Raw genomic sequence first — 13,312 nt, forward strand, 5'->3', positions numbered from 1 at the left:
AATACCCCCGCTACTGTGCATAGGGTTGTTTTCACGCTTTGGCTCTGAGGGGGCCGTTGAAACGTCTGGGCGTCAACGCCGGCCGCGCGGCGCCTCGGCCTTGGCGGGCGCTTCGGTCTGCGGCGCGCAGGTCGCAGCGGCAAGCGAGGCCTGCGCCTGCGGCATCAGGCCGGGCTCGGCGGCCAGCGCCTTCATCACGATCAGGCCGGTGGTGCTAGGGGAATCGATAATCAGGCGGTCGGCCGCGGTGATCTCTTCGTCCTCGGGCAGGGCGTCGTGCTGCGCTTCCGTCATCAGGTCGAGCTCGATCACCTTCTTGCCGGCCGAGCGGTCGTTGATGGCGTAATAGGCGATCTCGTTGCGGGTGTAGAACGACACCGACGTGTAGGCCTGGCTCACCGGCACGGTGAGCTTGATCGGCCCGCCCGAGAGATCATAGCGGCAGATCGCCAGCGCGAAGGCCGGATCCATGAACGGCATCGGTGAGGTCTGCGGATCGGCGAGCGGAAGCTGCGTGACGCCGTTGAGCTTGGTCATCGGCGTCAATCGCGAATAGGCGTCCTGGGTCGCGATCCGCGGCAGCGCCAGCACGCTGACGAGATGGACCACGAGGCCCAGCACCACGCCGGCGACGATGGTGAAAAGGAGCCGGATCATGAGCAGCCCACCGTCGAAATCGTCGGCATCGGCGCGTCGCGCTGGGTGCGGGTCGCCACGCCGACCGGCGTGTCGTAGAGGCGGAACATCAGCGCATAGCGCTCGATGCCGCCGGTCGGCAGCCAGTTGCCGGCGCGCGAGCGCGCGGCGATGTGGATCTCGAACGAGCCGTCGGACTGGCGCACGATCTCCTGGCTGGTGAAGCCGTAGCGCTGCAGCGAGTTGGCGACGAGATGGCCCTTGCGATCATACAGCGTCAGCGTCCAGAACCGCGCCGGCGGCGTCACGCCGGAGACGACGACGTCGCAGCGGCCGTCGAGCGCCTTCTTCTTGCCGTCGGCAGTCGCGGTGAAGGCGACGCCGTCGCCGGTGCCGATCGGCAGCTCGCCGTTGCGCACGATGGTGGCGCGCGAATAGGGATCGACGTCGGCGGTGCCGGTGCGCGGGCGGGCGGTCCAGGGGCCGATGGTCAGCGCGCCGATCTCGGTGCCGCGCGTCGTCGTCATCCAGGTCGCACCCAGGCCGACCACGGTCGCGAGCAGGAGGGCCGTCAATGTGATCAGGATCAGCCGCACGGGATCAGATCAGTTCTTGCGCGGGGTGGATGCGTTGGCATTTTCTTCCGCCGCATAGTTCTGCGGGAAGGCGAGCGCGCTCGTCGACGACGCCGGCTTGGTCGGCTGGCTGTCGTTGGCCGTCGATTTGGTCGCGGTCTTGGCGGCGTCGTCGAGCAGCTTCTCGACGCGCACCAGGATGTCGGCGCCGCGCTTGGTCAGCACCGGCGGCGGACCGGGCTTGGTCTCCAGCACTTTTGGCGCCGCATTGGCCTGTGCGTTGGCGACGCGTTCTGCCGGCAGCTTCTGGCCCATGCCGATGCCGGGAATTTCGCGGACCTCGACGCCCTGATGCGCGGCGACCATGATGTCGTGCCAGGTCTGCGCCGGCAGCGAGCCGCCGGTCATGCGGTTGGTCGGCGAATAGTCGTCATTGCCGTACCAGACCGCGCAGGTGAAATTGCCGGTGTAGCCGACGAACCAGGCGTCGCGATACGCATTGGTCGTGCCGGTCTTGCCCGCGGTCGGAATGCCGTCGAGCGCCGCGCGGCGCGCGGTGCCTTCGCTGACGACGTGGCTCATCATGCCCGCCATGTCGGCGGCGATGTTCGCAGGAATCGCCTGCCGCGGCTTCGGGCCGTCGCGGTCCCAGCGCCAGACGAGATCGCCTGCGCCGGTGCGCACCTCCAGCACCGCATGCGGCGTCACGGCCTTGCCGCGGTTCGGGAAGGTCGCGTAGGCAACCGCGTGCTCGAGCACGGTGACTTCGTCGGAGCCGATCGGCAGCGACGGCGTATCGGGCAGCGGCGCCTTGAGGCCGAAGCGGCGCGCGACCTCGACGATCTTGGCGCGGCCGATCTTGGCCGGGTTCGGCGCCTTCGGCTGTTCCTTCTGCCCGATCGCGATCGACAGTTTTACGGGAACGACGTTGATCGAGCGCGTGATCGCCTGCGTCAGCGTCACTGCGCCGGAATAGGAATGGCCATAGTTTTGGGGACACCAATTGCCGATGCAGACCGGGCCGTCGACCACGATCGAGTTCGGCGTGAAGCCGTTCAAGAGCGCCGTGGTGTAGACGTAAGGCTTGAACGACGAGCCGGGCTGGCGATAGGCGTCGGTGGCGCGGTTGAACTGGCTCGCGCCGTAATCGCGGCCGCCGACCATGGCGCGGATGCCGCCGTCGAGATCGGAGACGACGGTCGCAGCTTGCGTCGCGTGATAGTCGCGGCCGAACTGGCGCAGCTGGTTCTCGATCGCGTCTTCCGCGGCCTTCTGCACATTGGCATCGATCGCGAGCCGCACCACGAAGACGCGCTCGGTATACGACTTCGGGAAGGTGTCGACCAGCTTGCGCATCTCGTCGAAGGCGTAGTCGAGATAGTAGTTCGGCGACGCCTCGTCGCGGCGGTCGACCGCGAAGGCGGGGTTGCGGCGGGCGCCGAACACCTGCCCCTCGGTCATGAAGCCGGCATCGACGAGGTTGTCGAGCACGACGTTGGCGCGGGCGCGCGCGGCGGGCAGGTTGATGTGGGGCGCGTATTTCGTCGGCGCCTTGAACAGGCCGGCGAGCATCGCGGCTTCCGCCAAGGTCACGTCGCGCGCCGACTTGTTGAAGTAGAAATGCGCAGCACCGTCGACGCCGAACGTGCCGCCGCCCATATAGGCGCGGTCGAGGTAGAGCTTGAGGATCTCGTTCTTGGTCAGGCGCCATTCCAGCCAGACCGCGAGGAACGCCTCGTTGATCTTGCGCTCGATGGTGCGCTCGTTGCTCAGGAACAAATTCTTGGCGAGCTGCTGCGTGATCGAGGAGCCGCCCTGGCGGACGCCGCCGGCCTGGGCGTTGGTCACGAGCGCGCGCGCGGTGCCGGCGATGTCGATGCCGAAATGCTCGTAGAAGCGGCGGTCTTCGGTGGCGAGCGTCGCCTTGATCAGGACATCAGGAAAATCTTCCAGCGGGATCGAGTCGTTGTGCTTGATGCCGCGGTTGCCGATCGGGTTGCCGTAGCGGTCGAGGAACGTCACGGCGAGATCGGACTTCTTCAGCCAGTCCTCGTCCGCGGTCTCGCGGAAGGCGGGGATGGCGAGGATCAGCATCAGCACCATGCCGCCGAGGCCGATGGTTGCGGCCTCCGACAGTGGCTCGATGAACACCCAGCGCTTCCACCGCCCGACATAGAAGCGGTCCATGAAGGTCGAATAGCGCTCATAGAGCTCGCGGATGCCCTTGGCCGAGGAGAACAGCGAGGAGTCGATGCGCGCATCGAGATCCAGGAAGAAGTTCCTGATACGACTCTTCCAGTTGGATGGTGTGTTCTGGACCACCTAGAACCCTTGAGGCTCGCTTCGAAAGCGTTCAAGCACCCGGCCGGGGCGGCATCGAGACGTCTTGCGGGATTGTTGCGGCAAACCCAAGGCGCCCGTTTCGCGTCCGTGGGGACTTGCTGTTCTTCTAGCCGAGCGGGGCCTATAAACCAATGGTCAGGCTCGCAATTTTGAGCAACAGGCCTAATTGAACCCCGGTTCATTACGGGCCTTGCGGGGACGTTGCTTGCAGCTTTCGGGCGGCACGCCCTAGATGGCGCTGGCCGCAGCTCTTTGGAATCGTATCAGTCGCATGACCGCAGCTCGCAAACGACCGTCAGATCAGGATGGATTCTTCTGGAAAACCAAGAAGATGGAGGACATGTCGACGGCCGAATGGGAGAGCCTGTGCGACGGCTGCGGCCGCTGCTGCCTGAGCAAGCTCGAAGACGAGGATACCGGCGAGATCTATTTCACCGATGTCAGCTGCAAGATGCTCGATTCCTGCACCAGCGGCTGTAAGGACTACGCGAATCGCTTCGACTTCGTCCCGGACTGCGTCGTCATGACTCCCGAAAAGGTCCGCACCCTGCCTTGGCTGCCGCCGAGCTGCGGCTACAAGCTGGTCGCGGAAGGGCGTGATCTCTATTGGTGGCACCCGCTGATATCAGGCGATCCCAATACGGTGCATGAGGCCGGCGTCTCCGTCCGCGGCCGGGTTTCGGGCACCGAGGATGAGGTCCCGGACGACAAGCTCGAGAACTACCTCGTGCAGTGGCCGGGGCAGCTGCCGAAACGGGCACGTCTGAAGCGACGGCCCAAGGACTGATGACGGACGGGTCCACCCGCCGTTTCAGATCACGTGTTCGGGATGACCACGGTGCGGGATGCACCCATGCGCCGCAGTGCCTGCCTCAGAAGAAGTTTGCTGTCTACATTGGCTTTGTAGAACGAATCCTTCGCGGCTTTGCGCCGCAACACGACGTCTGACACGCCCGAAATGAACCAGTTCGCACGGCAGAGCGGCCAGCCTGCCGACATCCAGACATTGCCCGACGACATCGCCGAGGAACTGACCCGCCTTCCGGGCGAGGTCATGAACGTCAGCGACGCACCGACTCTCGCGCCACCAGCGCCGCTGACGTCGGACGAGGTCCGCACCATCGTCATCAGCCTGATGCTGACGATGTTTTTGGCCGCCCTCGACCAGACCATCGTTGCCACTGCGCTGCCGACCATCGGGCGCCAGTTCCAGGACGTCTCGAATCTCTCCTGGGTCATCACCGCCTACCTGCTCGCCTCGACCGCGGTCGCGCCGGTGTTCGGGACGCTGAGCGATATCTACGGCCGCAAGGCCATGCTGATCGTGTCGTTGAGCCTGTTCATTGCCGGCTCGGTGCTATGCGCGATCGCGCCGAGCATGCCGATGCTGATTTTGGCGCGCGGCCTCCAGGGGCTCGGCGGCGGCGGTATCATGCCTGTCGTGCAGACCGTGATCTCCGACGTCGTCTCCCCGCGCGAGCGCGGTCAGTACCAGGCTTATTTCTCCAGCGTCTGGATGGTCGGCGGCATCCTCGGCCCTGTCATCGGCGGCGTGTTCGCCGAGCATCTGCACTGGTCGATGATCTTCTGGATCAATCTGCCGCTCGCAGCCGCCGCACTCGCGCTGCTGCTGCCGAAGATGAAGAAGATCCCGGTGTTCCACCGCAAGCGCAAGGTCGATTGGCTCGGCGGCGTGCTGCTGATGGCCTCCGCCGTCGTCTTCATGCTGGTGCTGACCTGGGGCGGCACGCGTTATCCCTGGCTCTCGCCGACCGTGCTGTCGATGGTGGGCGGCGCCGTCGCGCTCGCGGTGACTTTCGTGTGGCACGCGCGCCGCTCGGACGAGCCGTTCCTGCCGTTGAAGCTGCTGACGGGATCGGTCGCGCCGTTCGCGCTGACCGCGGGCGGCTGCGGGCTCGGGGCCATCACGGGCCTCACCGTGCAGCTGCCGCTCTATTACGAGTCGGTCTATCACCTCAGCGCCAGCGAGGCGGGGCTCGCGCTGATTCCGCTCGCGGCCGTCTCGACCGTGGGTGCGGCCGTCGCCGGCCGCACCATGGCGCGCGCCAAGCATTACAAGCGCGTCGCGATTGTCGGCACGTCCTGGGCCGCGCTGTGCGCGCTTGGCCTCACGCTGACGACCTTGCCGCTATGGGCTTTGCTGACGCTGATGGCCGCGTTCGCACTCGGCCTCGGCACGACCTTCCCGGTCTGCGTGGTCTCGCTGCAGAATTCGGTGGCGCGTCCGCAGGTCGGTACCATCACCGGCGCGATGAACTTCTTCCGCTCGCTGATGTCCTCGTTCACGGTGGCCGCGTTTGCGGCCATCCTGCTGATCTCACTCGGCGCCGACATTCCGCTGGCCGGCGAGCATCACGCCGCAGGCAGCATCCCTGCGATTCCTACTGAAGACATGCGGCACGCCTTCCGCTACGTCTTCGCTGCCGCGACTGCGCTGATGACCACCGCCGCGCTCTGCCTGATCATGATGGAGGAGCGGCCGCTGGCCGGTCCCACCACGACGCAACCCGTCGAGATGGCAGAGTAGGGGTCAGCCGCCGCGATCGGGATCGTCGTCGGCATTGCCCGCGCTCGTCTTCCGCGCCTTCGCCGCAAGCTGCTGCTTGAGCTGCGCCAGCGCATCTGCGGACCAGTCCCTGACATCGGTAACCGCGACCCAGGCATCGACATAATGCTCGGGCGCATAGACATGGCCAAAGCCCATCGGAGTGCCGTTCGCGACCGCCATGTCGAGCGCGAGCTGCAGCATCGTCACGATCGGATACCATCGCAACTCCGGCGCCACGTCGGGCCCGCGCGGCGCGTTCATCCAGGCTGGAGCCTGATAGGCGTCGCGGTAGTCGAAGAAGGTGATCGCGTCGCTGGCATATTGCAGGTAGACGACGCGCATCGGGCCCCACGGCGCATCTGCCGGCACCGTCGGCCCGTTCTGGTTCATGAAGCGCACGAAGCGGCTGTCGCGGAATTCCGGCAGCCATGCCGGCGAGCCCCGATTGCGGTTGGCGGTGATCGAACGCCAGTTCTGGCTCTCGAACGGCGGCCCGCTCCACAGCGCGCCCGCAACGGGATCGCCGATCATCTCGAACAGCTCTGCGGATTTTTCCGAGTTCAGAGCGCCGAGGCTGAGCCCGTGCAGATACAGCTTTGGCCGTCGGTCCTTCGGCAGCGTCGTCCAGTAGCCGTAGATCTCTACAAATAATGCGCGCGCGGCTTCCGCGCCGTATTCGGGCTGAAACAGCAGCGACAGCGGGCTGTTGAGATAGGAATATTGCATCGCGACGCTGGCGACGTCACCGTGATGGAGATATTCGACCGTATCCATCGCGGCCGGATCGATCCAGCCGGTGCCGGTCGGGGTGACGACGATCAGGATTTTGCGGTCGAAACCGTGCTGGCGCCTGAGCTCCTCGAGCGCAAGCCTGGCGCGCGCCTGCGCCGTGGCGCCGCTGCCAAGGCCCACATAGACGCGCACCGGGTCCTGCGCGGGCCCTCCCGTGAGGGCGCTGATCTCGGCTGCGGTCGGGCCTGAGGCAATGAACCGGCGCCCCATGCGCCCGAGCTCGTTCCATTTCACCAGCGACACGGGGCCGCCTGTCCTGTCGGCGGCAGTCGGCTGCGGGCGTTCAGGCTCGAGCAGGACATCGAGCTCGCGGAAGGAAGAGTCGAGCGCGTTGAAGGCGGTGCGGATCAGGACATTGCTGGCGATCGACCAGAACAGCAGGCCCGCGACAAGCACGCCGACCACGTTGGCGACCTTGCGCGGAATGACGCGCCGCGTGCGCGCGGCGAGGAAGCGGGCGATCAGCATGAACAACCGCCCCAGCACCAGCAGCACGACGAACGTGACCAGGGCGATGGCGCAGACCTTGAACGGATGCGCGGTCTCCACCGGTGCCATCTTCATCACAGTGCGGATCGCGTTCTGCCATTCGGCGGCGCGCCAGAGCGAGACGATGACGACCAGCAGGCAACCGGCCGCGACCAGCGCATTCGCGATCGATCGCGCGCGCGTCGACGGTTCGGTCAATTCGAGATAGTGCCACAGCCGGCGCCACAGCACGCCCGCGAAATAGCCGATCGCAAAGCAGCCGCCGGCCAGCGTCCCTTGCGTGAGATAGCTCCGCGGGATCAGCGTCGGCGTCAGCGCGGCCGCGAAGAACAACGCGCCCAGCATGAGGCCGACGCCGGACAGCGAAAGCAATTGCCGCCGAATGAACCGTGCGAGCTTCGTCAAGCTATCCCCCGAGTGACGCTATCCCTTGTTGTCCGCAAAGCCACTCTTGCGCGGCAACCGAATGGTGAACTCGGTGAATTCTCCGAGCTCCGTCGCGACGTCGATCGTGCCGCCATGCTGCTTCACCACGATGTCGTGGCTCATCGACAGCCCGAGGCCGGTGCCTTCGCCGGCGGGCTTGGTGGTGAAGAACGGATTGAACATTTTTGCCTTCACATCGTCGGGGATGCCGGTGCCGTTGTCGCGGATGCGGATCTCGATATTGTCGCCGCGATCACGCGTCGTGGCGGTCACGACCGGCTCGAAAGTGCCGGCGCCGCTCTCCGCCTGCCGCTTGGCCACCGCATAAAACCCGTTCGAGATCAGGTTCAGCAGCACCCGCGAGATCTCCTGCGGAAACAAATTTGCGGAGCCTGCCGCCGGATCGAGCTCGCGCTTCAGCGTCACGTCGAACTGCGGCTTCTCGGCACGCGCGCCGTGATAGGCGAGGTTGAGGCTCTCCTCGACCAGCGCGTTGATGTCGCTCAAGCCGTACTCGCCGCCGCCTTCGCGCGAATGCAGCAGCATGTTCTTGACGATGGAATCGGCGCGCTTGCCGTGCTGCACGACCTTCCGCAGATTGTCTTTCAGCATTCCGGTCAGCTCGTCGACGTCGTTGCGGATATCGTCGCCGAGTGTGACGGGCGCCAGCACCTCGTTCAGCTCGTCCATCAGCTCAGTGGAGAGCGCTGCGAAATTGTTGACGAAGTTGAGCGGGTTCTTGATCTCATGTGCAATGCCGGCGGTAAGCTGGCCGAGCGAGGCCAGCTTCTCGGTCTGGATCAGCCGGTCCTGCGCGGCGCGCAAATCGTCGAGCGATTTCGCCAGGTCCCGCGTGCGGTCCTGCACTTCGTCGAAGAGGCGTACATTCTCGATCGCGATGACGGCTTGGTCGGCGAAACTGGTAACGAGTTCGATCTGCTTTTCGCTAAACGGCCGGATCGCGCGACGTGCGAGGACAATAGCGCCAACAGTGCTGCCTTCGCGCAGCAGGGGCACACCCAGGAAGCTACGCGGATTGCCGCTCAATTCCTGGCCTTCAAAGAAGTAATCGGGGTCTTCGAGCACATCGGTGACATGGACCACCTTGTCGCCGAGCAAAGTCCTGCCGGTGATGGTGCGCCTATCTGGCCGGACTGGAAGATCCCTTACATATTCGACGAATTTGGCTGGAAAGCCGTAGGAGCCCGCCCGGAAATAGGTGCTGCCGGATCTGCGGGTAATCGCCGCCATATCGGCTTCGCATAGTCGCGCCGCCGATTCGACTAGCGTATCGAGCACGGCCTGCAAGTCGAACGCCGAGCGGCTGATAACCTTGAGCACGTCGGCAGTCGCCGTCTGTTGTTGCAGCGACTCGGTCAAATTCTCGGTGCGCTGACGCAATTCGCTGAGCAGACGCGCGTTCTCGATCGCGATCACGGCTTGCGCCGCGAACTGGTTCAGTAAGGTGATCTGCTTCTCCGAGAAGGGTCGGTTCTCCAGCCTGAAGATCATGACGTTGCCGACCACGCGCTCGTCCTGGAGCAACGGCACCGCGAGCAGACAGCGGGCGCCGCCGAGATCGACCAGCGCCCGACGGTTCGGCTCGCCGCTGCGATAGGCGTCTGACTCCAGCAGGTCGACAATTTCGACGAACGGTTCGCCCTTCAAAAGACGCGCGGGCGCGGTGGCCGGACCATAGTTGAGGGGCGCCTTGCGCCGGAATTCATCGTAGGCGGGGGGCAGGCCGTAAGTGGCGGCTGTGCGGAACTGCGTGCCGTCGTAGGTATTGAGCACGCCGAAACTGGCGCCGCAAAGCTGCATTGCCTTACTGAGCATCGCCTCGAACACCGGCGCGAGATCGCCGGCCGACCGGCTGATGACGCTGAGTACCTCCGATGTCGCAGTCTGCTGCTCGAGTGACTCTGCAAGCTCGTGCGTTCGCGCCTGGACCTCGTTGAACAGCCGCGTGTTCTCGATCGCGATCACGGCCTGGTCGGCAAAGGTCCTGAGCAGGCTGATCGCCTTGTCGGGGAAGGGGCCGGCCTCGGGCCGCGTCACGCCGATCGTGCCGATCGCAACGCCATCGCGCAGCATCGGGATGACAAGGATGCTGCGATAGCCGCGCGTTCGCGCCAGCTCCCGCATCGCCTCGGTGAGGTCGGGCTCGTTCTGCATGTCGCTGCGGAACGCGTATTCGCCGCTGGCCGCGACCCGGCTGTGAATGCTCGACGATGACAGCGGCGCCGGGAACGTGCTGAGCAGCTCCGCATTGCCGGCCTCGTTGTTGGTAGTGAAGGCCACCAGATGCAGCATGCCGTCAATGACGCGGGTGACGGTCGAGGAATGTCCACCGACCAGCGCCTTGGCGCTGTCGGAGATCGCCTGGAACACCGGCGTGACGTCCGCGGGCGAGGCCGCAATCACCTTGAGGATATCGGCGGTCGCGGTCTGCCGTTCCAGCGCCTCCTTGGTGGCGTTGAACAGGCTGACATTCTTGACCGCGATCAGGGCTTGGTCGGCGAAGGTTTGCAACAGCCGCACATGATGCGCGGCGAATGCGCCGGTCGTGCGCCGCGTCGCGATGATGACGCCTTTGGCTTCACCCTCGCTCATCAAAGGCGTGAACAGCATGCTGCGAAAGCCGCGGGCGCGCGCGATGTCACGCGCCGCGGGCTCGAGCTCGGTATCGGGCAGCTGCGCCGATTCACCATTGGCCGTGAGCTGGTAGGCCGGGAACTGCGCGAACGCCACCGGGAACGATTCCTGCAGCACGCGGTCGCCAGCCGGATCGCCCGGCGTGAAGGCCGCAAGATGCGCCGCGCCGTCGATATAGCGCAGCACCGCGGTGGAGAAGCCGCCGATCAGCCGGTTGGCATTGGCGGCGATGGCGTCGAACACCGGCTGCACGTCGGAAGGCGAAGCCGCCATCACTCTCAAAATGTCGGCCGTGGCGGTCTGGCGCTCCAGCGTCTCGCGCGTCTCGTTGAACAGCCGCGCGTTCTCGATCGCGATCACCGCCTGGTCGGCAAAGGTCTGGAGCAGCTCCACGAGATCGGGCGCGAACGCGCCGGTCTCCGTGCGCGTGACGCTGATCATGCCGACCGCCACGCCACGGTTCATCAAGGGCATGAACAGCACACTGCGGAAGCCGCGCAGCCGCGCGAGATCGCGGTTCAGCTCCGGCACGTCACTGGCTTCGCTGTCGGGAAACTGGATCGTCTCGCCGCCGCGAACCAGCGCAAAGGTCGGGAAATCCTCGATCCGCCGCGGGAACGACGCCTTCAGTCCTGCGTCGCCTTCCGGGCTGGTCGGCGTAAACGCCACGAGGTGCAGCTCATCGCCGATGAATTGGAGCACGGTGGCGGAGAAGCCGCCGAGCAGGCGTTTTGAGCTGGACGCGATCGCCGCAAAGACCGGTCGGGCATCGGAGGGAGAGGCGGCGATGGTGCGCAAGATCTCGGCGCTGGCGTTTTGCCGATCGCGCAGCCGCGCGTTCTCGGCAGCGGCCGCCTGCAATTGCCGCTTGAGCTCGTCGATCCTGGCGACATCGTTGGAAGGGGTGGTCATTCGCATTCCGGCTGAATGCCGCGACATGCGCGGCACCGGGCCGGATTATCACATCTCCTGCGGCCGGAGCCAGCGCCCGCGGGTGTCACCTCTCCCGAAGGGAGAGGTCGGATCGCATCGAAGATGCGGTCCGGGTGAGGGGTTCTGATCTCACCGTACGCTGCGGCCCCTCACCCGGATTGCCCTGGACGATGCTTCGCATCGCCAGGTGCAACCCGACCTCTCCCCGCTGGGGAGAGGTGCAACTTCGGCCCGCCTCACGTCCCCGGCCGCGACACCTCGGTCTCCTTACTGGTGATGAATTCCAGCAGCACAGGGATGCCTTCCTGCGTCTTCTGGATGCCGCGCTTGATCGCGGGGATGATGTCCTCCGGTTTGGTCACCCGTTCGCCGTAACCGCCGAAGGCGCGCGCCATCGCGGCATAGTCGCCGGAAATGTCGGTCGAGCGATATTTCTCGGTCGAGATCGGCATCACCTTCAATTCGATCGCCATCGAGAAATTGTTGAGCAGGATCGACATGATCGGGATGCGCTCGCGCACCGCGGTCTCGAAATCCATGCCGGTGAAACCGATCGCCGCATCGCCCCAGACGTTGATGCAGAGCTTGTCGGGCTTTGCGAGTCTTGCGCCCATCGCGAGGCCAAGGCCGTAGCCGAGCTGCGTCGTCTTGCCCCAGCCGAGATAGGAGAGGGGTGTGACTGCCTTCCAGAACGGCGAGAGCTGGTCGCGCGGGCTGCCGGCATCATGGGTGATGATGGTGTTGTCGATGTCGACGGTGTGCTGGAGATCCCACAGCACGCGATAGGGATTGAGTGGCGCATCATTGCTGGTGAGTTTCGGCATCCATTTTGCCAGCCACTCCTTGTGCGAGGCCGCGATCTCGGCCGCGACCGCGGACGCATCGCGATCGGCCGTGACGGTCTTGCCAATCTCCTCCAGCAATGCATCGAGCACGAGCCCTGCATCGCCGACGAGGCCAATCTTCGCTTCCACATCCTTGTTGAGATGGTTCGGATCGAGCGTGGAATGGATGATGGTCTTGCCCTTCGGCATTGCGATGCCAAAACTGGTCTCGGTGAAGGAGCAGCCGATGCCGAAGATGACGTCGGCCTCGGCGAGAAACTTTGGCACCGCACGCGGCACGGCGAGCCCGCCGGAGCCGAGCGAGAGCGGATGCGTCTCCGGAAACGACGATTTGCCGCCGAGGCTGGTCGTGACGGGAATGGCGAGCCGTTCCGCCAGCCGCTTCAATTGCGGCCACGCCTGCGCGTAATGCACGCCCTGGCCGGCATAGATCACCGGCCGCCTGGCGTTGACGAGCAGGGCGGCCGCTTCCTTCACATGCACGGGGTCGGCGCCGTAGCGGGTGCGCAGCACCGGCGTGTAGTTCAGCGGTTCCGGCACCTCCTCGTTCCACATGTCGGCGGGAATTTCCACGATGACCGGCCCGCCACGGCCGTTCTTCAGCTTGGTGAAGGCGCGTCGAAAAATGTTGGCGACCTCGGACGCCAGGATGATCGGCTCGGACGATTTTGCAAACGGCTTCATCGCCTCGCTGGAATTGAAGTTCGGCTCGATATGCGCAAGCCTGCGCTGATAGCCCATCGGCAGCACCAGCACGGGAACGGATTCACAAAAACACTGCGCGACGCCGCCCATCGCGTTCTCCGCGCCGGGCCCGTGCTGCATGCAGAACGCGCCGATCGTGCGCCCCGACGTGACGCGCGAGATCGCATCCGCCATGTGCACCCCGACGCGTTCCTGCCGCACCATCACGGGTCGGATCTCGGCCTTGGCCGCGTGCTCGATCAGATGATTGACGGGATAGCCGCAGAGGATCTCGATCCCCTCGCGCCGCATGATTTCCGCAATGGCGGTGCCGAGCTTCATGGCGTCTCTCTCCCTGAGGCAGG

General features: G+C 65.2%; 8 protein-coding genes. 2 read left to right on the forward strand and 6 right to left on the reverse strand.

What is annotated here, in order from left to right:
* Positions 1-72: 72 nt before the first annotated feature.
* The 3 genes from ACP2YP_RS13910 to ACP2YP_RS13920 are packed head-to-tail and all read right to left on the reverse strand — an operon-like array spanning position 73 to position 3,533.
* The gene (locus tag ACP2YP_RS13910; protein ID WP_426424768.1) at positions 73-657 is read right to left on the reverse strand and encodes a DUF1254 domain-containing protein; all 585 of its coding nucleotides are present in this window, start codon (positions 655-657) and stop codon (positions 73-75) included.
* Entirely contained in the window at positions 654-1,232 is a 579-nt protein-coding gene (locus ACP2YP_RS13915) for a DUF1214 domain-containing protein (RefSeq protein WP_426424769.1), read from the reverse strand. Before ACP2YP_RS13915 ends, ACP2YP_RS13910 begins: the two co-directional genes overlap by 4 nt.
* A 9-nt stretch (positions 1,233-1,241) precedes the next feature.
* Positions 1,242-3,533, reverse strand: coding sequence for a transglycosylase domain-containing protein (locus ACP2YP_RS13920; protein WP_426424771.1), 2,292 nt, complete (start codon positions 3,531-3,533; stop codon positions 1,242-1,244).
* 292 nt (positions 3,534-3,825) lie between these two features.
* On the opposite strand from ACP2YP_RS13920, the gene ACP2YP_RS13925 reads away from it, so the two are divergent.
* Together ACP2YP_RS13925 and ACP2YP_RS13930 are read left to right on the forward strand one after the other, a co-directional pair.
* The gene (locus ACP2YP_RS13925; RefSeq protein ID WP_426424772.1) at positions 3,826-4,341 is read left to right on the forward strand and encodes a YcgN family cysteine cluster protein; all 516 of its coding nucleotides are present in this window, start codon (positions 3,826-3,828) and stop codon (positions 4,339-4,341) included.
* 171 nt (positions 4,342-4,512) lie between these two features.
* Positions 4,513-6,102 (forward strand): MDR family MFS transporter, encoded by a 1,590-nt coding sequence (locus ACP2YP_RS13930; RefSeq protein ID WP_426424773.1) that lies wholly within the window; start codon positions 4,513-4,515, stop codon positions 6,100-6,102.
* Between the two features lie 3 nt (positions 6,103-6,105).
* Here ACP2YP_RS13930 and ACP2YP_RS13935 read toward each other — a convergent pair whose 3' ends face one another.
* From ACP2YP_RS13935 to ACP2YP_RS13945, 3 genes are all read right to left on the reverse strand, one after another.
* On the reverse strand, positions 6,106-7,749 hold the full coding sequence (locus ACP2YP_RS13935) for an alpha/beta hydrolase (RefSeq protein WP_426426146.1): 1,644 nt from the start codon (positions 7,747-7,749) through the stop codon (positions 6,106-6,108).
* Positions 7,750-7,827: 78 nt separating this feature from the next.
* Positions 7,828-11,397, reverse strand: a complete 3,570-nt coding sequence (locus ACP2YP_RS13940; protein ID WP_426424774.1) for a GAF domain-containing protein — start codon at positions 11,395-11,397, stop codon at positions 7,828-7,830.
* A 257-nt stretch (positions 11,398-11,654) separates the two neighbouring features.
* A complete protein-coding gene (locus ACP2YP_RS13945) occupies positions 11,655-13,289 on the reverse strand; it encodes a thiamine pyrophosphate-requiring protein (protein ID WP_426424775.1) in 1,635 nt (544 codons plus the stop codon).
* Positions 13,290-13,312 lie beyond the last annotated feature (23 nt).

Source organism: Bradyrhizobium genosp. A (genome assembly GCF_049949275.1).
Classification (GTDB): domain Bacteria; phylum Pseudomonadota; class Alphaproteobacteria; order Rhizobiales; family Xanthobacteraceae; genus Bradyrhizobium.

What these genes read in the sequence shown, in the direction of transcription:
- ACP2YP_RS13910 (WP_426424768.1), bottom strand. Translation starts at nt 657, where the DNA reads ATGATCCGGCTCCTTTTCACCATCGTCGCCGGCGTGGTGCTGGGCCTC.
- ACP2YP_RS13925 (WP_426424772.1), top strand. Translation starts at nt 3,826, where the DNA reads ATGACCGCAGCTCGCAAACGACCGTCAGATCAGGATGGATTCTTCTGG.
- ACP2YP_RS13930 (WP_426424773.1), top strand. Translation starts at nt 4,513, where the DNA reads ATGAACCAGTTCGCACGGCAGAGCGGCCAGCCTGCCGACATCCAGACA.
- ACP2YP_RS13935 (WP_426426146.1), bottom strand. Translation starts at nt 7,749, where the DNA reads ATGCTGGGCGCGTTGTTCTTCGCGGCCGCGCTGACGCCGACGCTGATC.
- ACP2YP_RS13940 (WP_426424774.1), bottom strand. Translation starts at nt 11,397, where the DNA reads ATGACCACCCCTTCCAACGATGTCGCCAGGATCGACGAGCTCAAGCGG.
- ACP2YP_RS13945 (WP_426424775.1), bottom strand. Translation starts at nt 13,289, where the DNA reads ATGAAGCTCGGCACCGCCATTGCGGAAATCATGCGGCGCGAGGGGATC.